We start from the raw sequence: 22812 nt of genomic DNA, 5'->3' as shown, positions 1-22812 counted from the left end.
TTCCCAATCTATGTCTAAATTTCCGGGAAGAAGTTAATTTGAAATATATACATAGTATACCTACAAAGCCCTCCTAATACTCCGGAGGGCTTTGTTCTAATGTACTTGAACTCTATCCTAACACCGTAAGTTTTTGTGTCGTCTTGAAACTTCCTGCTCCCATACGATAAAAATAAGTTCCGTTTGAAACTTTTTGTCCGTTGTTATCCTGCCCGTCCCAATAGACTTTGTGGAAACCGGGTTCCTGGTTACCTGCCGTCAAATTGCGAACAAGTTCCCCGTTCACATCATAAATATCCAGCGAGACCATTGTATTTTCAGGCAACGTATATTCAATGTAAGTGCCGGAAGTTATGGGATTCGGGTAATTCCGGAAAAGCTTAAAAACAAAAGGCATCTTGTTTACCGGCTCTTCAACAACAGCAGCAGGATATATCGTAAAGCAATTATAATTCCTGCCACAAATAGAAGTGTCTTTTGAACTTGATATTTTAATATTATAGAGATTGCTGGAAGTTTGATTGGAAGGAATATTCCATTCATATGAACCATCATTAATAGTGCTTAATATTCTGTACTTAACATTACTTATCCAGTACTCTATTATCACATTTCCGCTTATATTCTGACTCGTCCAGGTTATGTTATGGCTGGTGCCGACTTGCCAATGTTCACCGCCGGAAGGATATGTTACGGCAATCCATTTTGTCCAGGTTAGATTAGAACCGATTCCTGCTTGCCGGGTCTCACCGTCATTTGGTTTAATTCCCTTGGTAGATTGCCCATAAAGCAGGTTGTAATTCACTAGAATTCCTGCCGCGATAAACACGCCTATTGTATTGAATATCAAAAGTTTCTGCAAATATTTCATCTTTTCACCTTCTCTGTACTAATAACAGCTGTTATCAGACCGTATTCTGGATTAGCAGCAACTATGGGAATTCTTAACATTATCTTCCTCTTGTAAGATACAACTCCTCTGGATTTGTCTATCGTCTTTAAGCCATTCAATCGCTCTCTCCTTTTTACTGAAAAATTTCACATCTTTCTTTTTGCAACTTCCCATAAAAAAAGCCGCAATTACTTTCGCAACCGGATTAACTCCAAAATGGGCAACTTTTCCGATTTTTTCATTCTTATGAATTTCTACGGTAAGCTTTCTCGCCTTAATAGAAGGCTTCCCGGCTTTATCCAGATTTACGAATACGTTTACCTTCCCATTAACCATATTCAGAAGCTTCATAATTGCTTCAATCGGTATGCTTGTTTTTTTGCCGTCAATTTCTCCGACAATAGTTATATACAATATGTTATCCTTATCAAGATGGAAAGTATGTTTTCCTGCTGATATTTTTCTTTCTTCTTTTTTCATTGATCCGGATACCGCTTTTTTCATTTCCAACCTCCCAATACTTAATTTGAATTATTATTATATATAGCAGCAACTTCCGTGCCAAAGCGCGTAAATTCTTTGGGGAAACCTATTGTTATATACATAAATAAATTACAAAAATGTATTAAAAAATGTGAAATTATAAAACAGAGACTAAATGGGATGAGTTTGCTTTTTAAAAATTAGAAGCTTTATATGTTTGTTCGGTAGCTTTATTTTGTAGGACGAAAAATTATCTTTTATCTGTTTCTTCTTTTCGTGCAGAGTTTACCCCGAAGAAGTCGTATACCCCGCTGTGCGCCTATCCGCCTTTGTAGGGACAACCCGCTGGGGAACCCGTTTTCTTTGGGTGCCCTACTTTCTGTTCTTTGCTGTAGGGACATAGCGTGCTATGTCCGTCTTACTTTTTCCGATTATCCTATTAACACACTATTAGAAGCTCTTAGGCTTTAGCATTTAGAGCTTCTTATCAGTGTTCCTGCATTAGAAACTCTTAGGCTTTAGCCTTTAGAGCTTCTTATCAGTGTTCCTGGATTAGAAGCTCTTAGGCTTCAGCCTTTATCCGCCTCCTTGTGCGCCAGTCTTTTTGGTGCAAGGCGGATTATCCAGCATAGCTGGGCTATACTATTAACGAATTTTCCTACTCAACAACCGTATTTATCCCCAAATCACGCAGATAAGTATTTATAATGTCTTTGCGCGATGGCATTGCAAACTTCTCCTTAACAATTCCCTTCGTCGGAGTTCCGACATAGAAATATACGTGGCTAGGATACCCCTGCGCCGACAAAAATCCATTAATCGTGCCCGTCATATTTGCCGTCTGCCCGGCTTCAGGTTTTGCTCCGGAACAAGGAATCACTTCTAAAGCAACTGAATAACAAATAGCCCCGGGAACATTAAAATAAGATGCGGGTATTGTTATCCCATTCGCAGTAGGATACAATTGTTTCGACGGACACTCAACATAGTCGGAATCAGTATACGCATATCCGCTATACTGCACAATGTAATATTGAGCCCCTGCTGAAGCGACCCAACTGCAAGTAACTGCCTGTCCAAGAGGCAAATTGGTATCTCCATATTCAGGCGCGATAATTGACGTAGTTTCCGGCAAAATAGCGCTTCCGCTCGAGTTCCCCACATCAGACGTAACCTCGATTTTATAGCTCGTCCCGGGAACCGGCATAACGGTATCAATAAACATTAAATATCCCGGCGCTACACCTTCTATAGGAAAAACTCTACTGTTTATTTTTGCCTGCGAATGCGCCGTGTCCGCAACCGGATTAGAAACAAGTATAACTTCTGACATATCCTCATATAAAAAAGCAAGAACTACTGCAGCAGGATTTACCGTTACCTCAGACCCCGTTGTAGTCTTTTTCTTGCACCCCGAAAAAACCGTAACCCCAACCAAAAAAAACATAACTGCCAAAATTTTCAACTTTCTCCCATTCATCTCTCCCCCTCTACGGCATCTTTTTCCTATATAAATCAACCAATCCTATTTGTCAAGATTTTAGAACTCTATCCGTTTTCTTGTGTAAATCTTGTATTAATCCTGTCCTGGTTTTTTCTTTTCTTTTGTTTTTTGTTCTCCTGTTAATCTTGTGGTTCCATTTTGTTCATTTTTGATATTTAATTTTTGATTTTTGATTTATTCTCAACTACCCTACTTCATCAACAGCATCTTTGAATTCACGTTCTTCCCGCTTACGTTAAGCCTTACAAAATAAACCCCCGCCGCTACCTTATTACCGGAATTATTTTTCCCCGACCATTTAACACTATGTTTCCCCGGCATACAGGAATTGTTTACGAGCGTAGAAACTTCCCGCCCGCCCGCATCATATACCTTTAACGATACGTCCGTCTTGCCGCTGCCGTTCACATAATAACAAATACTCGTTTCCTTATTGAACGGATTCGGGAAACTCTCAATCGAAAGCGCTTCTTTTACATTCCCCTTTTCTTCGCTTATACCCGGGAAAGACGACTGGAATATGTAAACTCCGCAATCACTGTTCGCAACGTATATATAATCTCCCGAAACGTATATATCACTCGCAGGGAAAAAGAAAACCCCTAAATTTGCCAGGAAAGGCATCATATCTATATAATAATACCCAGCCTCTTGTGGTGCAGTAGGGTCGGATACGTCTACTGCCGTTACACCTGCCGTATAATCGGTAGTATACGCATATTTTCCGGAAACACATACATCCGTGTTCCACGCCCCCGATGGACAATAATGCCCTACTTCTTCCAAAGAAATCGCCCTTAATATGTCTACTATTCGTAACCCGCTGTCGGGAGTCACGATATACGCATATTGCCCGGATATTGCCATATTAAGCAAATAATCCTTGACCGTAGCCCATACTCCTACTGACTCCGGAGCCGACGGATTTGAAACGTTTATCGCATACAGTTTCTTGCCTACGTAATCGGTTACATACACATAATTACTGTCTATACAAAGAAAAGTAGTAATATACGGAAAATTATATGAACCGACTTTATTCAGGGAATCATTCATAATATCAATGGTTTTATTATAATTATACGCATAAACATAATTGTTCGCTGCGGCTATCCATCTGTAATATACAGTATCTGTAGCGCCCGGGTTAACCCATACGTCCTTATCAACCGGAGCTAACGGGTTACTTATGTCTTTTATTACAATCCCGGAATCTCCCGTAGAATCGGCATACAAACTTGCATACAAATAATTTCCCGCCACGTTTATGTCCAGTAAAATATTCATAGGCATTTCCCCTACCCTCTGGGGATTCTGTGGACTACTGATATCCAATACTTTTACACCCCTTGCATAATTATATGCATACCCATAATCATTGGAGATTTCTATCTTCGCTATGTTTTCATAAGTGTTATAATTACCGATAACCACCGGAGAATCGGCAACAGATACGTTTATTATCTCCAATCCCTCCGCACTGCAGGCTCCGTAAATGTGGTCATTAAAATAAGATATCCCGTAAGTCCCATATACCATATTAGAATCAACTCCAACTACCTTAGCCGACTCCGGAACCGATACATCTATTATTTCAAGCCTGCCATATCGAAACGCACTGCCCCTGTAATCTATAACTTCGCCCGCATAAACATAATTATTGTTAACGCATATATCATAGGCATACGCATAAGTATTACAACTCTTAACAAGTTTCGGAATAGTATCCGCTATGTTTAATATTTTAACCGTAGCTCCCGCCGCTACGTATGCAAAAGTATCTTTAACACAAATTCCCGAAGGATACCCGGTAACGTTTATACTTCCTGTTTTCCTTATGGCAGCCGGATTAGTAATATCAAGAGTAATGAAACAACTTGTCGTCCCCATCCCCCTGTCCGTGATATACGCATAATTTCCCGAAACGTAAATCTCCCCGAATAATTGACTCCCCCCGTATGTCCCAACCAACAAGATATTCGCAGGATTCTGGATATCCAATACCTGCAGTTGCCCCATCCAAAAATCTATAACGTATGCATAATTTCCCGAAACGCAGGAAGACCAAGCTTCAAGCGAGTCCGAGTAATGCCCCGCTTCGACAGGGTTTGCAGGATTACTAATGTCTATTATTACGAGACCCGCTTCCCTGTTTGAAAGATACACATAATTTCCCGAAACGTAAATGTTGTTTATCAAAGAAGGACTGCTGAACTCGCTTACAAGTGTGGGATTTGCAGGGTTCGAAGTATTCAGTATAATAAGTTCCCCGCCTTCCGAGTAATATGTAAAAGTATCTTTTACGAACACGCAATACCCTAATCCGTGAAGCGTTCTCGCAACAAAATGAATGTTGCTTGAATCCGATTTGCTGCCTTTTTTACTGCCAAAAAATCTGGACTTCAATGCGGAAATATCGTTTTCACTGTTACATACTGCAACCTTCTTTCCGAATTTCCCCATATCTACGGGTATCATATTTGTTTGCCCCGCGCCTACGAGATACAACAAACTTATTAAAGTTATCATCTTCTCCCCCTCTTTTTTCGTTCTCTGTTACTCACTAAACTAACTATACTAACTCAACTATCGCATCCAGTTACATTATTTACACCACTTATATAAATGAATTAATCTCCTTTGTCAAGATTTTTAGACTCCCCCTCTTTATTACACATAGTGGACAGCCCCATCAACTTATAAAAAGCCCTTGAGTCTGTCTCCTTGTGCGCCAGTCTTCTTGGTGTAAGGCGGAGAACTTGTCCGCCAGCCTGCATACCAGCTTGCCCCCCAATCTTTTTGGCATGTCCGTTTGGAGGAGAATCTCCCCGTTATCTGTTTTTTTATTTTTTCTCTTAAAGTCTCTTTCAATCCCTGTTTAATTCTTTCCGTTCTCTGCCTGCCCGCCGGTCTTCTTGGCGGGTTTTCCGTATTCTGCGAAAATCATAATCTGTTAATCCTGTCTAAATTTTCTGTATTTTTTTATCTGTTTTCAGGTTATTCCTTAGCTTTCTTTTTATCTGCGAAAATCTGCGTCCTTACTTAGCCTTTGTTCCGCAGGGACATTATAGGAAGCCCTTGAGCTTTAGCGATTAGGGATTCTTATTCTGAGGAAGTCTAAGTTATCCGGCTTTGCTGGAAAAAATTTCTGTTTAGTGTGTTCCATGCTCATTCGCGCCTGTTTACCTGCCGATAGGCACGGCCCGCCGTAGGCATGGGATAACTCTTTTTATTTGTTATTTGTTTTTCGTGCTTTTTTCTTCTTTTCATACTTTCGTGGTTCTTTATTTTCTTTCTTTGCTGTCTACCGGTCACTCACCACTATTTTCCATTTTCCCTTTTCCGCGTTTATTTGCGTGTATCTGCGGTTACAGTTTTTGTTCTTTGCGCCCTCTGCCCCCCGTGCCCTCTCATCTGTATTCTGTTGGTTCCTTCTCTTTGCTCTCTGATTTTTTCCTCTGTGAACGGAGCTTACCCCGCATATTTATTGTGCGGGGTGGCTAATCTCCCCATTTTTTTCTTGACAAATCCCCCAACTTAAAATAAGTTATAAACCAGTTTGTAATATAAACCACAGGAGGGGCAATGGAAAAACAGGATTTGGACAATCTTCAGCAGACAACAAAAGATTATGCGGAATCGGTAGGATGGTTCGATGGCGTAGTACTGGGAGTTATCTCTGTAATTTACGGGCTTATGACGTATTTTAAAATTGGTAATTGGGGCATTATAAGTTTGTTGATTCTTTTAATGATAAGCTGGTGTTTTGTTTCAATACGTTTAAAACGTACTATAATGCACAAAGGATTAGGTTATGTGAGACAAAAACAAATTACCCCATGGGAATTTTTCCGGGAACGGCCCATCACGATGCTGCTCTGTCTTGGTCTTGGTTTTTTTATTCCACTGCTTACAAAATACTGGGGTACTGGAACTGCTTACCTTATTTTGTTCTTAGGAATCGGTGGTGTTGCAATAATTATCGGATTAATGAATCGCAAAAAAGCGACTTTTTACAGCGGAGTATGTTGTATTATCTATATTCTTATATGGATATTTCCCATGAAACACATCTTCTATGCTCACGAAAATGCTCCGCAAGGAATTGTTTTTACATCTCTTGGACTTTTGTGGATAGCGGGCGGCATTATCAACCATTTTGAATATAAAAACATCATCCAAAAAGTGAAAGGAACAAACTAATGAAACCACAGGAGGAACCTATGGAAAAACAGAATTTGGATAATCTTCAACGGACAACAAAAGAGTATTCGGTGTCGGGAAGGTGGGTAGGTGTTATAATGGGGGGAAGTGTTTTTATGGTTTTGGGGCTTATGATGTTTTTCGGAATTGGCAGATGGGACATTCTAATACTGCTGTTTTTTGTTTTAACAATCTGCGTTAGTCTTGGCTCAAAGTATTTAAATCGTGCTGTAATGCGCAAGGGATTGGGTTATGTGAAACAAAAAAAAGAAGCCGACTCGCAGAAACAGAAATTTTCATGGAAACAATTTTTAGTTATTTTGTTAATACCTTTTATTTTTATTGTTATATCTTGGGCTAAGAACTTAAATGGGCATTTGCCTTTTGTTGCGCTATTAGGAGTCGGGATTATTACAATGATTGTCGGATTAATAAATTGGGAAAAAACAGATTCTAACATAATTTTCTACGGCGGAGTATATTTTGTTGTCTGTGCTATTATGGGAATGTCTCCTATAAGACATATCCTTCATGCTCATGAAATGTCTTCAATGGGAATTATGATGATGACATTTGGGTTTGGACTTATACTATCCGGCATCATTCGTTATTTTCAATACAAAAAAATCGTCCAGAAAGTGAAAGAAACAAACTAACAAATCACAGGAGGAACCTATGGAAAAACAGGATTTGGACAATCTTCAGCAAACAACAAAAGATTATACGAATTCAGCCACTTGGTTAAGCGGTATAATGCTTGGAGCTATCTTTCTTATCCACGGCATTATGATGTATTTCAATTTTGGAAATTATTTCATTTTAAGTTTGTTATTTTTAGGAGGTTGGTTTTACTGGGTTTCTGCTTCAAGAAAATTAAACCGTTCTATAATGAATAAGGGATTAGGTTATGTCAAACAAAAGGAAGCGTTCATCTCATTGAAGCAGAAACTTTCCCGGAAACAAATTTTATTTTTAATACTATTTTCTCTAATCTTAGGTTCATCAGTTATAATAAAAAACTGGAAAAACTGGGATGATAGAACTTTTTATACCGGTATGTTCTTAGTATGCGGGATTATTTCAACGATTTTCGGATTGCTAAATCGGAAAAAAATCTTTTCTCTCTATGTCGGAATATATTTTATTGGCTGTGGTCTTATATTATACATATTCTACGCTCACAAAATGATTCCGGAAGGAATTACGGATATATTCATTGGACTTGGTCTTATATTATCCGGCATTATCAATTATTTTCAATATAAGAAAATCGTCCAAAAAGTGAAAGGAACAAATTAATGAATAAAAAAGATTTTTGCAAAATTAGTATTAGATATATTATAAATTGTTTATTTATGCGAGAATTGATTTTGATATGGAGTGCAACAACGGTGTTGTTGCACGCAAAATCATCTCTACCTTCGGCAGACAGGGATTTTGCACTCCAAAAATGGATAATAATCAGGAGGAACATATGGAAAAACAGGATTTGGACAATCTTCAGCGAACAACAAGAGATTATTCGACATCGGCAGAGTGGGTTGATGATATAATAAACGGGATTATTTTTATAACTTTTGGTCTTTTGACATATTTTAAAGTTTTTAATTCAAACATTTTGCTTCTGTTGTTTTTCGTTTCTACGGTAGCCTGGGATTTTACTAAAAAGCATCTAAAACGTAATATGATGCGTAAAGGATTAGGCTATGTAAAACAAGTATGGGACACTCCACCATTAAAAAAGAAAAGTTTTTGGAAAGGAGTTTTAATTGGAATCCCTTTAGGCTTAATAATAGCGCTATGTGCCTTACTGGGCTTTGACCTTAACATAAAAAGCTGGAATGTCGGGATTATTTATCCTCTTGCGTTTTTGTGTTTTGGATTTATTATAATAATTTTATTATTAAAAAACCGAAAAGGAATGTTTTTTCATAGTACTTTCTACCTGGGAGTATATTTTATTATCTGTGCTCTTATCTTGATGTTCCCTATGAGACATCTTTTCTATGCTCACGAAACGGCGGCTCGTTGGGGAATTATGATGACATTATTTGGACTTGGAGGTATGTTGTCCGGCATTATCAATTATTTTAGATATAAAAATATCATCCAAAAAGTAAAAGAAACAAACTAATAATCAGGAGGAAGCTATGGAAAAGCAAAATTTGGACAATCTTCAGCATATAACAGAAGGCTATTCAGGGGCAGCGTGGTGGTTAAGCAATCTAATATTGGGAATTATTTGTGTACTTACGGGAATTATGATGTATTTCAAAATAATTAATTCATTCGTAATGTTTTTGATAATTATGTTTTCATTTTTTACTTTCCCTTTTATTTCAAGATACTTAAATCGTGTTGTAATGCGTAAAGGATTAGGATATGTAATACAAAAGGGAGAAACTACTTCTTTAAAACAGGGGATTCCCCGGGAACAAATTCTTCCCGCGATAATAATACTCTGTCTTATTATCATTATGTCGCTTATACTAATTTGGAATTCCAGAATTGCTTGGGCTATTATATTCTTAGGAACTGGTTTTTATGCAATGATTTTTGGATTAACAAACCGGAAAAAAGTATTTTTTTATAACTCTTTCTATGTTTTTTATGTTGGACTATACTTTATTATATTGGGTATCGTGTGGATACTGCCTATAATGAAAAATATCCTTTATGCTAACAGAGATATTGCTTCAGAGATTATACTCATATTCATGGGGTTTGGAATGATATTTTTCAGCATTATCAATTATTTTAGATATAAAAATATCATCCAAAGAGTAAGAAAGATAAATCAAAACTAATGAATAAAAAACCACAGGAGAAACCTATGGAAAAACAGGATTTAGACAATCTTCAACAAACAACAAAAAATTATTCGGATTCAGCCACCTGGGTAAGCAGTATAATGCTTGGAGCTATTCTTACTATCCACGGCATTATGATGTATTTCAAAATTGATAACTCGGTTATTTTTCTGCTGTTTTTTGTTTTAATGGTAAGTTATTTCCCTGTTTCAAAACGTCTAAAACGCACTATAATGAATAAAGGATTAGGTTATGTGGGGCAGAAGGAAGGATTCACCTCATTAAAACAGGAGCTTTCTCATAAACAAATTTTATTTTTAATACTATTCTGTATAGTCATAGCTTTGTCGGTTGTAATAAAAGACTGGAAAAACTGGGATGATAGAACTTTTTATACCGGCATGTTCTTATTCTTCGGTCTTATTGGAACAATTATCGGATTAATGAATCGAAAAAAAATCGTTTCTCTCTATGCCGGAATATATTGTATTGCCTGTGGCCTTATATTATACATATTCTATGCTCACAAAATGATTCCGGAAGGAATTACGGATATCTTTCTTGGATTTGGATTTATAGTATTGGGTGTTGTCTATTATTTTCAATACAAAAAAATCGTGCGAGAAGTAAAGAATAAGACGCAAACTAATGGCTAAAAAACCTGAACGTGAAATCGTAACATCGGAAATTGACAAAATCATTCACGAACCTGTGCGATTATCAATTATGAGCGTACTATGCAGTTGCGAAGAAGCGGATTTCAATTATCTTCTCAACCTGTTAAAACTAACTAAAGGCAATCTTTCCGTTCATATCACCAAACTTGAAGATGCGGGATACGTCAAAGTAACTAAAAAATTTGTGGATAAGATTCCCAACACCACTTACTCCGTAACCAACTTCGGCATAAAACAATACGAAAAATATCTTAAAGACTGGAAAAATATGGTCTCCATCTCCCACCGCAAAATCTAATACGAAGCCCTTGCCTGCCCACTGTTCAACTGCGCCCAACTTCCAATTAAAAAAAGCAGGAAGGTCTTGTCTTCATTGTTATCGACCAATTGTAATATGCTACTCCTCCGACAACACAAAGTCCCCCAACTACCCACTTGTTAGGCGCTGTTGCATATGCATTCGACCCTACTCCAACAATTATACCGGTTAATAATACCCCTATAGACGCTCCACAAAAAGTAAGTAATGCCAACCCTTTTTGATGAAACAACTTCCCCGCCGTTATCGTTCCAATAGTTGTTCCCAAAGGCACACCAAAAGAAAATATAGGATTCTTAAAGACATCCTCATATTCCATAACAGTCTTATAATTTTTAGTTAATAATAACACTGTCCCTGCTCCTATAGCACCACCCAAAATCTCAGATACTACTGCTAAATTACGATTACTATTTTCTACAAAATCTTCTACGAAATCATCCTCTTCCGGGGTTTTATTATAATCATTATTACTTGAAAATATATTATTATACGATATTAAATTCTCTGTTTGTAATGCGAATTTCTCATCAACCTTGATCCCGATAATATCCTGCGCTCCCCCCCCAATAGGCAACAATGTTATTCCGGAAAATAAAATTAGAAAAACTGTTCTCATTATATTTTCCCCTTTGTGTTCTTTCGTAATTGGTCCGCCTCAGGCGGATTACCCCACAAAATGTGGGGTGGTAAATTATTTTCCCTTCTCTGTCTTTTCCTCTGCGCTAATCTTAATCAGTTTATCCTCTTTATATCTTTTTCTTTTTTTAGCTCTTTCATTTTTGTTAATTTTTTATCCTGTCTATCCTGTAAATCCCTGCCCGCCGATATTTTTGGAGGGTGCGTCCAAATTATTCCGTTCCCTGTCTTTTTATCCCCAATCCCTGCCTACCGGCAGGCAGGCAAAATCCAAAATCTATTTTACCCCTAAACTACGAAGATACGCGTTTATACGGTCTTTTCGGGACGGTCTTCTATCGGAAAAACTTCCCTTAGACGTTCCTTTTACGGGCGTGCCGACATAAAAAGACAGCTCACAACAATCGCTTTCTCCTACAAGAAAACCTTTAATCGTCCCTGTCATATTTCCCGCCTGCCCAATCTGGGGTATTACCCCGGAATAAGGAATTACCTCTAAATAAACTTTATAATAAGTAACTCCCGGGATATTAATAAAATAAGACACGGGTATCGTTATTCCGTTGGTAGTAAAATATGCTTGCCGGGTCGGGAGATAACCGACATCATTCCCCGTGCTGTCATATAACTGCGCATAATACCGGACATCATAATACTGGGCGCCCTGCGCAGCCGTCCAACTGCAAGTTACTGCCTGCCCGACAGCTAAAGTGTCCCACTCCAGAGGAGCAGTAATTATGGTAGATTCCGGAAAAGTAATGCTTCCTGTGGAGCTGTCAAGACCAGACGTGACCTCAATTATATAGTTCGTTGCAGGGATTGCCGGCATAGTATCCATAAATGCCAAATATCCCGGCAATATTGCTTCCCAGGGAAATACTCTGCTGTTTATTTTTGCCTGCGACTGTGCCGTATCTGCTATCGGGTCTGAAATAAGTATAACTTCCGGGCTCTCACCTGCACTAAAAAAACCAAGAATCATAGCCGAAGTATTCGTTGTATCGTCACCGTTTCCCGTTGTAGTTGTTTTCTTACACCCGGAAAAAACCGTAACCGCAGCCAAAAATATAACCCCCAAGAATTTCAACTTTTTATTATTCACATTTCCCCCTTTTTTATCTAAATCTTTCCGTTCCCTTTTCTGCGTTTATCTGTATTTATCGGCGGTTAAAAAATTGTTCTTTGTTTTTCGTGTCTTTCTATATTTTCGTACTTTCGTGGTAAACGTTTTTTTGTTGTCTATTATTTGTTATTTTTTAACTCTATACCTTTCTGTATTCCGTTTTTTAATCCTCTTAATCCTGTCAAAATTTTTTCTGTCTTTTTTCTACCTACTCTCTACTACCTGCTATTTCATCATTTTATAAATATCATTTTCCTGCTCAATGAACCATTATCCGTAGAAAGTTTCACAAAGTATATCCCACTCCTCTTTATCTCCGGCGTAAACGTATAATTTCCCTTGCTCAATGCGCCTTCGTATACATTGCTTTGAAGTCTTCCACATAAGTCATAAATAGTTATTCGTATATTAGTGTAATAGTTATTAGGAATATCCAGATAAATCTTATCTTTTTTAATTCCAAATTCCGAAATCCGCATTCCAAAATCCGAATTGTCTTCTACCCCTACATCCCCAACTTTCAAAGTAATCGGAACCGGAAGAGGATTATTATCAGGGTCGTTCGAAGCTACCCATAAAGTATCATAATAATAACCTTTGCTGAGTTTCGCTTTGACAATTACCGTAACACCTTGTGAAGAGCCGGGTGGCAAAGTAAAAGCGGTAAGGTCTACCGATTTTATCCAGCTTGCCGCATAAGTAATGTTCGTAACGTACAAATTTCCCGCAGCAGAACTTCCATTGTAAACCGTTATAATTCCGGTATCTGCAGGTGTCGGTTTGGCATCCAACGCCGAATCCATCGCCAGATCAAGATTGATTTTCCCGTATCCCGTGTATTTATCCCAACCCGCCGGACTTATATCCCTCGCGGTATTAAACAATATATCCCTTATTTCCGCATTCGTTAATAAAGGTTTTGCCGCCCACATAAGAGCTGCGCTTCCAGCCGCCTGCGGACATGCCATAGAAGTCCCGTTCATTGCAGTGTAAGCGCTCCCCGGAATGGTGCTGGTAATATTAGCTCCCGGCGCAACAAGCTTAACGTGATTCCCGTAATTGCTGTACTGCCAACGACTACCGGATTGTTGTATCGCGCCTATAGCTATCACGGAAGAATATCCCGCAGGATACATCACGGTATCTGCCCCACTGTTCCCGGTTGCCGCAAATAAAATGGCTCCCCCATTCCATCCGGTCTGGCATTTTAACTCCGCAGCGCTTGAATAACCGCCTTCCGTGCTCATAGACCAAACCTTAATCCCGTTATCTATACACCATTGCGCTGCTTCACAAAAATCAACGGTAGTCCCGCTGCCTGTCTCGCTCATATATTTTAACGAAAAAAGACGGGCGTTTGCTACTCCCGCAATTCCCACGCCGTTATTAATCGTCGCTGCCGCAATCCCCGAACAATGTGTTGCATGACTTTCCGTGCCAACGTCGTTTATCGGATCACTGTCGTTATTCCTCGTGTCATATCCTTTGACCGAACCATACCTCGCTACTAAATCAGGATGATTGTAATCCGCTCCTTCATCAATTACGCCGATGCTGATTGTCGTATCTCCATACCCATGATCCCAAGCATCCGGAGCATAAATGCTGTCTTTATCCCATTGAAGCGACCAGTACGGGTCGTTCGGAACTCCAGCAATTCTCCATATTCTGTTCGGCTCTATAAATTTTACGTTTGATTTCACTTTCATACTCTTGATAAAAGATTTCCCGTCTCCTTCTACTTTAACCGCTATAAGATTATCTCCAAGTTTCTTCGTAATTAAACTTATCCCTTTTTCTGAGATACCAAGCGTTTTCAAAGATGCTTTTTCCGCATTAACGGTATTGTTGTAACAAATTATAAATTCCCCCGGCACTACGTCTTTCCAATATGATGCCTCATCTTCATTCATTACGGGAGGCAAAGATACAGGCATAAATGATAATGATTTTGCCGTACACGTATCTATACTTAGTATAAGCTCCGTCGGCAGTACGCTTATCTCAGGATCCCCGTTTTGCTGGTACTTTACGATGGCTGCCTGCATATACTCTTTTACATCCTCATTCCACGATGTGCCGTTTGATGAATATTTACTTTTATATGACATCGTCCCGTCGAGAGACGTTGACGGCAAAAGCGTATCCCACTCAAAATTACCAACCCAGAAAGTATCAGCCACATATATCGGGGGATTTATGTTATACCAATTAATATCAGTCGTAAGAGCAGTTCCGACAGAAGCAGTAACTCTCGCCTTATATAAAACCGTCCCGGGTGACCCGTTTACGTTGCTCCATACAAAAACACTGCACTGTTTCGTGCTTATTTGATAAGCTCCGACAGCATGTGCTATGGAGATAACGGAACACGGCGCGGAAGGTGTAAGTTGTATTGCTTCATATCCAATACGATACGAAGCTTTCCAGCACAACGAAAAAGGACCTTCCCAGGGAGGAACTAAAGTGTCTATTACTCCCTTTCCTTTACCGGACTCTATCTTACTCACCTTCCCGGAAAAAGGAATTCCTTCTCTCAACGCTATTACTGATGCGCTGCAAATTAATCCCACCATCACTACCAACCCTATCCCAAATATTTTTTTCCGCATATTGCCCCCTTAGTTAGCGTTTGTTCCGCCAGGAACATTACGCTAACTTATCAGTGTTCCTCTGACTTAGTTGGACTTTGTTCCGTCAGGAAGATTATAGTCAAGCTCTTAGGAGTTTTACTCCTTACTTACACTCCCTTATGACAATTAGAGAGTGTTGTCCGGAATCTTTCACCGGAGAGATTGCTATCCCGCCTAGCGGGAGTCCAACTTATCAGTGTCCCTGACATTGGATTTCATCTTTTTGTTTTATATAAATATTATATCCTCCAAAATTGATTATTTGTCAATAGAGAATTTCTACCCATTAAAAAAAGTGGTAAAATTATTAATCTTTCTACTCCTTTCTGTCTTTGTCATTCTTAGAATCTCTCCGTCTTCTGTATTCATTTGCGTTCATTCGCGTTAATTTGCGGTTACCCCTTTTTTCTATTTTTTTATCTATTTCAATCTTGTGGTTAAAATTCTCTTTTGTTGTCTGTTTTTTGTTCTCTTTTAACCCTGAATCTTATTTGTTTTCTGTTCTCCGTGTTTATCCGTGGCTATACTACTTCGTGCTCTTTTTTCGTGGTTTTGTGCTTTAGGGGCGAATCTCTTATTATTTCTGTTCCCTACTCAAATATCAACAGCGTCTTCCCGTACCCCGATTTCTGTAACATAAACACCATTTCCATCGCCTCATCTACGTTCCTAAAATCCGTGAACACTACTTTATAATACGGTTTAAAATATTTTACAACTGCTTTTTTATTTGTGAATTCCTGCTGTAATTTTTTTTGCGCCTGGTCTGCCATTCCTTTTTCCCTGAACACGTCAACCTCTACATAAAAATGCTCCGACACTTTTCCGGATACGTCGGGCTTGATTTGCGGGACTTCTTTCTCCTGAGTTTTGAAAGATGTTGGCGCAGCCAATACTTCCTTTGGTTTTTCCTGTGTTGACCTTTCCTCTTTTACCGGCTTTTGCTCTACTGCAGGTTTTTCCACTACTACCGGCTTCTGTACCGTTACCTGCTTTGGCTCTGTTGTTGGTTTCTGCTCTACTGTCGATTTTTGTTCCAATACTGGTTTCTGCACAACAGGTTTCACTTCTACCACCGGTTTTTGTTCTACCGTTGGTTTTGTTTCCGTCTCCGGTTTTTCCGTTACTTCTTTAAATACCTGGACTACCTGGGGTTTGGTTATAAACGCATCCGGGTAATCCTTTTTTAAAACGGTTAATAATTTTTTTGCATCCTCTTTTGTTTTAAAGTCCCCTGCTATTACTTTATTATAAGGAGCAAGCGGAATCGTATTCGCCCCGTATTTTTCTTCATACTTATTTACCGAATGAACCGCCCTGTTCCTGTCTACAAAAGCATATATCTGAATCCCATAACCTTTGGATTCTTTCACAGGCACAAAAGATGCTGTTTTTTCTGCCGGGACAGTATCTTTTTCCGGTGCGGAAGTAACGGATTTTTCTGTCACAGTAACAGAGGTATTAGCAACAGGCGCCGTAACAACAAGTTTTTCTGCCATAGGAACAGACGTCTTTGTTTTAGAGACAGGTCTTTCTGCTATAGGAAAAATAGACCTGCTCGAAACGGAACGCGCAACCGAACGCCGCTCAATCTTTTTTTCTTCTATAAACCCCTTATATCCGCCCCTTTTCTGCAAATTTATTTGTTCTGCTCTTGCAGATTCCGGGGAGAAAAAAGAACCAACTTCTATTTTATAATAATTTATATCTTTGATTATATTTACCGTCTCATCCGTTGATTCCAGTGTTTTCTTTTTTACAAGTTCGGCTTCACCCGAATTCAAACAAAAACCTACAACAATGGTATATTGTTTGTCATAATCGAAATCATCTATGATAGAATAATCGGGTGGATCGAGCTGCCTCTTTACTATGAATTGAGTATTCCCTATTTTTTTCTGCAAGTGTGTCTGCACGGCTTTGGCAGATTCCGGGGAAGAGAAAAAACCAACCTTTACCTTATAAGAAGATGAATCTTTCATTACGTATACCGGTTCGGCAGTCGCTTCCGATGTTTTCGCCTGTATAAACCTGGCTTGTGTCAAATCCGAACATATCGCCACAAGAACGGTATATCGCTCACCGTAGATCACACTCGAAAAACATAAAAACAATATGACGAAAAATTTTCTAATCTCTTCTCCTGACCTTACTTGTCTCAACAAATAAGATATACGTGCCAAATCTCTATACAATTCAAGCCTTTCAGAACACAAGGCTACAAATAACACCCCTTGTATTTTTGCTAATATTCAACTTTTTGTTATAGAGCAGCAAGTTCCGTGTCATTTGTTAAAAACATCCCTCTTTGCCTTATAATATCAACATTTTGAATTTTTATCACGATTACAGAAACACGTTCTATGGGGAAAAATTATCCTACCTGATAGGCAAAGAAATAGTTATTTTTTTATAAAAATTTCCGTTTGGATAGATGGAAGCCCTCGCTCCCATCTCTTTATTATGATTTTTTTGCAGGGTTTTTATGCCCTACAATTTTTGGGTGACTTGGTAGCCACAAGCTTTAGCTTGCGCATCTGCCCTATCCGAACCAACCGTAACATTGTATTTTGTGGGAAAGGTCTCCTGACCTTGATACATTCTCTATTTCCCTTTTCTCGGTTAACTAATATGAGACATCCCGCCTTGGCGACGACAATTTTTCTTTCCATTGGGTAGGGCTGGGCAAAACTGCCCTATCTGATAAAGATAATTTGGTAGCCGCAAGCTTTAGCTTGCGTATCTTTTGCGCTTGGCAGCTTGCGCATCCGCCCCATCTCTTTCTGTTCTTTCGTACTTTCGTGGTTTTAGTCTTTCGTGGTAGGCTTTTTCTTCTCCATTATCTGTTTTTCCATTATCTCTTAAAGTCTCTTACCTGCCTACCGCAGGCAGGCAATCCCTGTTGAATTTCCTGTTTTTCTTTTAATCTCCCCTTCTCCGTGTCCCCGCGTCTATCTTCTCTGCGTTATCTGCGTCCAAAATTATTTCTGTTGTTTAAAATAATTTGACTTTTCAACAGGACTTCATAAAATAAAAAAACAGTTTTAAACGACTAATGCATTTAATATTTTTTGCGATTATCCAATCTTATAATTGGTGGGTAATACGGGGACTCCCCGAAAATTATGAAGGTTTTGGTAAAGCATATATTCATTCCATTTCCAAAAATGATATACAATCCGTTTCATGGAATCCGGCGAATTATTATTTAAACCCAAAAAATGGAACATCTTTAGAACTATTCTCTGTTCAAACCAATTTCGTAAACGAACAATTGTTGGGCAAAACAGGATATAATTATTATATTGATGACGAAGCAAAAGATAAATTCTTCGCTTCTATTAAAGGAGATTACTATACTTATAAAAATATTTCTGAAAAAACGGTTATTTCGGTTGCCTATAAGAACTATGCATTTACCTATAAAAGCAGAGTATACTGGGATTTAAAAACTCCTAAAGACTTCTATACTCTACTCCTTATTGGGGGACCCTTTCCTGATACAAATTATAACCTCGACGGCGGAAAAGGCACAGCTCAAATTGTTGACGAATACGGTTTGAATATAAGCCTTCCTCCTATAAAAGGAATTTTCTCAGGAGTACGGTTAAAATACTTACAAGGGAAATCTTGTTCCGCCTTAGACAGCAGTAACGGTCTTATTGAAACCACATGGGACTCAATAATAAATACATCCGAATTTTTCTTTTCCTCTGCAGAAGGAGGAAACGGCTTCGGAATAGATTTTGGCATCGCCGGTAAATGGAAAAAGTTTTATACCGGACTTTGTATTGAAAATCTTTACAGCATTATAAACTGGACTGACAGCACCCTTCACGAAGACCAACTGGATACTACTTTAATCTACGAAGTTCCTTCATTTAAATCGCATCTTCCGGTTTCTCTAAGAATGGCATCGTCTTATGATTTAGGTGTTACAAGATTTATTTTTGCCACTTCATTCGAGAAATACTGGGCTTTTTCAGTAGCTGCAAGTTCGGAGTTATGGAAACATATTCTGGCAACGGGTGGGTTTGTTTACTCTTTTTCTTCAATATCGCCCATAATTCAAATAGGATTTTCCCCTACCAAAAAAATAAAACTCATGATAGGATATCATACAGAAGAAGGCCCTGGGCCTCTAGTTCCAAACTTTAAGTCCTCCGCTTACTCTTTCTCTTCTTCAATAACGTTCTGAAAATTAAAATGTGGGTAGTCAGGGCTTTTATGCCCTGAATAAAAGATATCTATTCTTTTCCCTCTGCGCCCTCTGTTCTTTCTATCTCTTATGTTATCTTGAAATCCCTGTTAAACCTCTCTTTTTTTCGTGCTTTTTTCTTTTTTCGTACTTTAGTGGTAAATCTTCTTTTTCTCCGCGTCCTCATCGATAAGAAGCTCTTTCTGCCTCTGGCAGATTACTTACAATCCCTTATGTTAATTAGGGAATAGATTGTGGAGCATAGCGACATCCCGCCTTGGCGGGATTGTCCGGAATCTTTTGCCGGAGAGATCCCTATCCTGCTCCGCTGGACTTTTTGTTCTGTGAAAATTTATTTTTGTTTTTCTCTTTCGTGCTTTAGTGGCAAAAATTCTTTCTGTTATCTCTTATTCTCTTGGTTTTTCTCTGCGGTGAAAGGCTTTTTCTGTTAATCTTATACTGTTCACTGATCACTGTCTACTGATCAGTATTTGCCTACTTAACAACCTTCTTTATCCCTAAGTCATTCAGATAAGCGTTTATACGATCTTTACGGGGTGGAGTTCTGTCAACAAATTCCTCTTTAGTAGCCCCTTTCGTAGGAGGCGTACCGACATAAAACTCTACAGAACTACAATTTCCTTCAGCCATCATAAAACCTTTAATCGCGCCTGTCATATTTTCCGTTTGACCGGCTTGAGGTATTGTTCCGGAACAAGGAGTAACGCTTAAATAGACGTCATAATAAGTAGTTCCCGGGACATTAAAATAAGATACGGGTATTGTTATTGCATTGGAAGTAGGATAAAATTGTTGCTCCGGGCAACTGTTATATCCGGAATCATTATATGCGTAAGCATAACACCGTACATTATAATATCCGGCACCTTGTGCGGATGTCCAGTTAAAATTTACCGGCTCCCCAAGAGGTAAAGTATCTTTAGCTTGAGGGGCAGTGATTGCAGTAGATTCCGGCAAAGTAATACTTCCTATAGAATTGCCGAGATTAGAATTAAGCTCAATTGTATAGCTTATTAAAGGAGTTGGGGAGATAGTATCCGTAAACACTAAATATCCCCGGGATATTTCTTTCATAGAAAATACTCTACTGTTTTCACTCCATTTAATTTTTACCTGTGACTTTGCCGTGTCTGCAATTGGTTTAGAAATAAGTATAACCTGTGTATTGTCCGTAGATAAAAAGCTAAGGACTACGGTGATAGCATTCGTATCGCTCCCTCCCGAACTCTTATTTTTGCTTCCGAAGACAGTAGTAACTGCAACAACAAAAAGCATAACTACCGAAAGTTTAAAGTTTTTATTAATTTTATCCCCCTCTTTTCTTTACAGTGAAATTTTTTGTCCGTTCAATTCCAAATCCGCATTCCCTGCCTACCGGCAGGCAGGCAAAATCTAAAATCCTCACTCGCCCCCTTCCCACTCCGCATACAACTTCTCAATCTCTTCCTTCAACGCATCATATTCTGTTTTAAGAGGATTTAGTTTATATGCATTAGAATATATTCCCGGTTCCAAAAATAACTTCTCAATCGCGGCTATTCTTTTCTCTTTTACATCTACTACCTTCTCTATTCTGGCTCTTCTCTGGGGTAAACTTTCCGGCTTTCTCCACTTCTCCGGTTCGGGTTTCGTATTCGTAGGCAACTGCAACCGTCCGTCACCCGCCTTTTTCCCTTTCTTTTCCGTAATCCCGAATTTCTCCGCTATATAATCATTATAATTTCCGATATGCGTTTTTATTACTCCATCCGCTACTTCTATGACTTTATTCGCAATACAATTAATCACCGCCCTGTCGTGCGTAACAAGAACAATCGTCCCGTCATACAGTCGTAACGCCTCTTCTAAAACTTCTCTCCCGGTTATATCGAGATGGTTTGTCGGCTCGTCCAGGATAAGAAAATTGACCGGGCTTATCAATATTTTCGCCATTGCCAATCTTGTTTTCTCACCACCGGATAACACTTTTACAAGCTTAAAAACGTCGTCTCCCGAAAACAAAAACGACCCTAAAAAAGTTCTGAGTCTCCCCTCTTGCGCCATTGGAGCCGCAGTTTGAAGTTCCTCGAGTACCGTATTTTTCGGATTCAACAAATCAAGAGTCTTCTGCGCGAAATACCCGATATGCACGTTTGCACCTACTTTCCTTTCTCCTGCCGTCGGTTCAAGCGCCCCCGCAATAACCTTTGCCAGCGTTGTTTTCCCTGCCCCGTTCACTCCCACAACCGCAATCTTCTCTCCCCTCGTTATCAGAAAATTCAGATTTTCAAATACTTTCTTTGTGCCGTAAGCCAACCCCATTCCCTTCAATTCCATAACTTTATCCCCTGCTCGTGCAGACGGGTAAAACACGAATTTGACTTTCTTGGCGCTCGTTGGAACGACAATCTCATCCATCTTTTCAAGCATTCTTTCTCTTGATTTTACCAGTTTCGCCTTGCTGGCGTTTGCCCTGAACTTTGCAATGAACAATTCGATTCTTTCTACCTCTGCCTGTCTTTCTTCGTAAGCTTTCAAAATTAATTCTCTTCTTTTTTCCTTTTCTTTAATACATCCCGAGTAATTCGTAGAGTAACTATTTAGTTGCCCAAACTCAATTTCAACGACTTTCTTCACCAGCTTATCCATAAAATACCTGTCGTGTGAAACGCAAATTATGCTTCCTGTAAAGTTTTTTAAGTGATTTTCAAGCCATATTATCGAATCAAGGTCTAAGAAGTTAGTCGGCTCGTCAAGCAGCAGGTAATTTGGATTTTGCAGAATTAATTTGCCAAGCGCAATCCTCATTTCCCAGCCTCCGCTGAAAGTCTCGGTTTGTTTGTCCCAATCTTTTTTATCAAAACCTAATCCGCTGAGTACTTTTTCAACTCTATGTTCCAGCGTATACCCGCCTATTTTATCCATTTTTTCTTCTATTTCACCGTACTCTTTGAGCAGTCTTATGGACTCTTCGGAACCGGCTTCGAGTTTGCTAAACTTTGTTGCTATTGCTTCTTTTGTGTCAATAAGTGTTTGCACCGATTCGAACACGCTCATCATTTCGTTGTGAAGCGTTCGTCCGGAAAAGGTTATGCTTTCCTGCGGTAAATATCCTATACTGCAGTCTTTACTTTTAATGATATCGCCTTCATCCGGGTTTACGTGTCCTGCGATAATGCGTAACAGGGTAGTTTTTCCTGTCCCGTTAGCCCCGATTAACCCGACTCTATCCTCATCTCCGATGTTCCAGGATATATCCTTAAAGAGTTTCCTTCCCCCAAACTCAACTCCTATATTTTGAAGTGCTATCATTTGTTTGATATCCTATAGT

The 22812-nt window shown here is 39.0% G+C and carries 18 protein-coding genes; 8 read left to right on the top strand and 10 right to left on the bottom strand.

Going from position 1 to position 22812, the window contains the following annotated elements; genetic code table 11:
* Nucleotides 1-112: 112 nt before the first annotated feature.
* The 4 genes from WC614_09220 to WC614_09205 all read right to left on the bottom strand — a co-directional run bounded on the left by WC614_09220 (nt 113) and on the right by WC614_09205 (nt 5408).
* The gene (locus WC614_09220; GenBank protein MFA5033188.1) at nt 113-871 is read right to left on the bottom strand and encodes a FlgD immunoglobulin-like domain containing protein; all 759 of its coding nucleotides are present in this window, start codon (nt 869-871) and stop codon (nt 113-115) included.
* 51 nt (nt 872-922) lie between these two features.
* Complete coding sequence (locus WC614_09215) at nt 923-1396, bottom strand: STAS/SEC14 domain-containing protein (protein MFA5033187.1); 474 nt, start codon at nt 1394-1396, stop codon at nt 923-925.
* Nucleotides 1397-2033: 637 nt separating this feature from the next.
* Nucleotides 2034-2855, bottom strand: coding sequence for a hypothetical protein (locus WC614_09210; GenBank protein MFA5033186.1), 822 nt, complete (start codon nt 2853-2855; stop codon nt 2034-2036).
* 213 nt (nt 2856-3068) lie between these two features.
* On the bottom strand, nt 3069-5408 hold the full coding sequence (locus WC614_09205) for a FlgD immunoglobulin-like domain containing protein (GenBank protein MFA5033185.1): 2340 nt from the start codon (nt 5406-5408) through the stop codon (nt 3069-3071).
* A gap of 1056 nt (nt 5409-6464) precedes the next feature.
* Here WC614_09205 and WC614_09200 point away from each other — a divergent pair.
* The 7 genes from WC614_09200 (at nt 6465) to WC614_09170 (ending at nt 10867) form a co-directional block, all read left to right on the top strand.
* The gene (locus WC614_09200; protein MFA5033184.1) at nt 6465-7082 is read left to right on the top strand and encodes a hypothetical protein; all 618 of its coding nucleotides are present in this window, start codon (nt 6465-6467) and stop codon (nt 7080-7082) included.
* Nucleotides 7083-7102: 20 nt separating this feature from the next.
* On the top strand, nt 7103-7738 hold the full coding sequence (locus WC614_09195; GenBank protein MFA5033183.1) for a hypothetical protein: 636 nt from the start codon (nt 7103-7105) through the stop codon (nt 7736-7738).
* 19 nt (nt 7739-7757) lie between these two features.
* Entirely contained in the window at nt 7758-8381 is a 624-nt protein-coding gene (locus tag WC614_09190) for a hypothetical protein (GenBank protein ID MFA5033182.1), read from the top strand.
* A 175-nt stretch (nt 8382-8556) separates the two neighbouring features.
* The gene (locus WC614_09185; GenBank protein ID MFA5033181.1) at nt 8557-9216 is read left to right on the top strand and encodes a hypothetical protein; all 660 of its coding nucleotides are present in this window, start codon (nt 8557-8559) and stop codon (nt 9214-9216) included.
* 16 nt (nt 9217-9232) lie between these two features.
* On the top strand, nt 9233-9889 hold the full coding sequence (locus WC614_09180; protein MFA5033180.1) for a hypothetical protein: 657 nt from the start codon (nt 9233-9235) through the stop codon (nt 9887-9889).
* 26 nt (nt 9890-9915) lie between these two features.
* Nucleotides 9916-10548, top strand: a complete 633-nt coding sequence (locus WC614_09175) for a hypothetical protein (GenBank protein ID MFA5033179.1) — start codon at nt 9916-9918, stop codon at nt 10546-10548.
* Nucleotides 10541-10867 carry a transcriptional regulator gene (locus WC614_09170; protein MFA5033178.1) on the top strand — a complete coding sequence of 109 codons (327 nt, stop codon included), beginning with the start codon at nt 10541-10543 and terminating at the stop codon, nt 10865-10867. The genes WC614_09175 and WC614_09170 overlap by 8 nt, the downstream gene beginning before the upstream one ends.
* A 46-nt stretch (nt 10868-10913) precedes the next feature.
* On the opposite strand, the gene WC614_09165 is transcribed toward WC614_09170, so the two are convergent.
* The 4 genes from WC614_09165 to WC614_09150 form a co-directional block, all read right to left on the bottom strand.
* Nucleotides 10914-11507 (bottom strand): hypothetical protein, encoded by a 594-nt coding sequence (locus tag WC614_09165; GenBank protein ID MFA5033177.1) that lies wholly within the window; start codon nt 11505-11507, stop codon nt 10914-10916.
* Between the two features lie 297 nt (nt 11508-11804).
* Nucleotides 11805-12629, bottom strand: a complete 825-nt coding sequence (locus tag WC614_09160) for a hypothetical protein (GenBank protein MFA5033176.1) — start codon at nt 12627-12629, stop codon at nt 11805-11807.
* A 254-nt stretch (nt 12630-12883) separates the two neighbouring features.
* Nucleotides 12884-15262 (bottom strand): S8 family serine peptidase, encoded by a 2379-nt coding sequence (locus WC614_09155; protein MFA5033175.1) that lies wholly within the window; start codon nt 15260-15262, stop codon nt 12884-12886.
* Between the two features lie 611 nt (nt 15263-15873).
* Nucleotides 15874-17376, bottom strand: a complete 1503-nt coding sequence (locus WC614_09150) for an SPOR domain-containing protein (GenBank protein ID MFA5033174.1) — start codon at nt 17374-17376, stop codon at nt 15874-15876.
* Nucleotides 17377-18338: 962 nt separating this feature from the next.
* Between WC614_09150 and WC614_09145 the strand changes: the two genes are divergently transcribed.
* Nucleotides 18339-19481 carry a DUF5723 family protein gene (locus WC614_09145; protein MFA5033173.1) on the top strand — a complete coding sequence of 381 codons (1143 nt, stop codon included), beginning with the start codon at nt 18339-18341 and terminating at the stop codon, nt 19479-19481.
* Nucleotides 19482-19976: 495 nt separating this feature from the next.
* On the opposite strand, the gene WC614_09140 is transcribed toward WC614_09145, so the two are convergent.
* The gene (locus tag WC614_09140) at nt 19977-20777 is read right to left on the bottom strand and encodes a hypothetical protein (GenBank protein ID MFA5033172.1); all 801 of its coding nucleotides are present in this window, start codon (nt 20775-20777) and stop codon (nt 19977-19979) included.
* A 126-nt stretch (nt 20778-20903) separates the two neighbouring features.
* Entirely contained in the window at nt 20904-22793 is a 1890-nt protein-coding gene (locus WC614_09135; protein MFA5033171.1) for an ABC-F family ATP-binding cassette domain-containing protein, read from the bottom strand.
* Between the last annotated feature and the right edge of the window lie 19 nt (nt 22794-22812).

Source organism: bacterium (assembly GCA_041649255.1).
Classification (GTDB): Bacteria; Hydrothermota; UBA3073; order JACQXS01; family JAQTXJ01; genus JAQTXJ01.
This window is presented reverse-complemented; position numbering and strand designations above follow the sequence as displayed.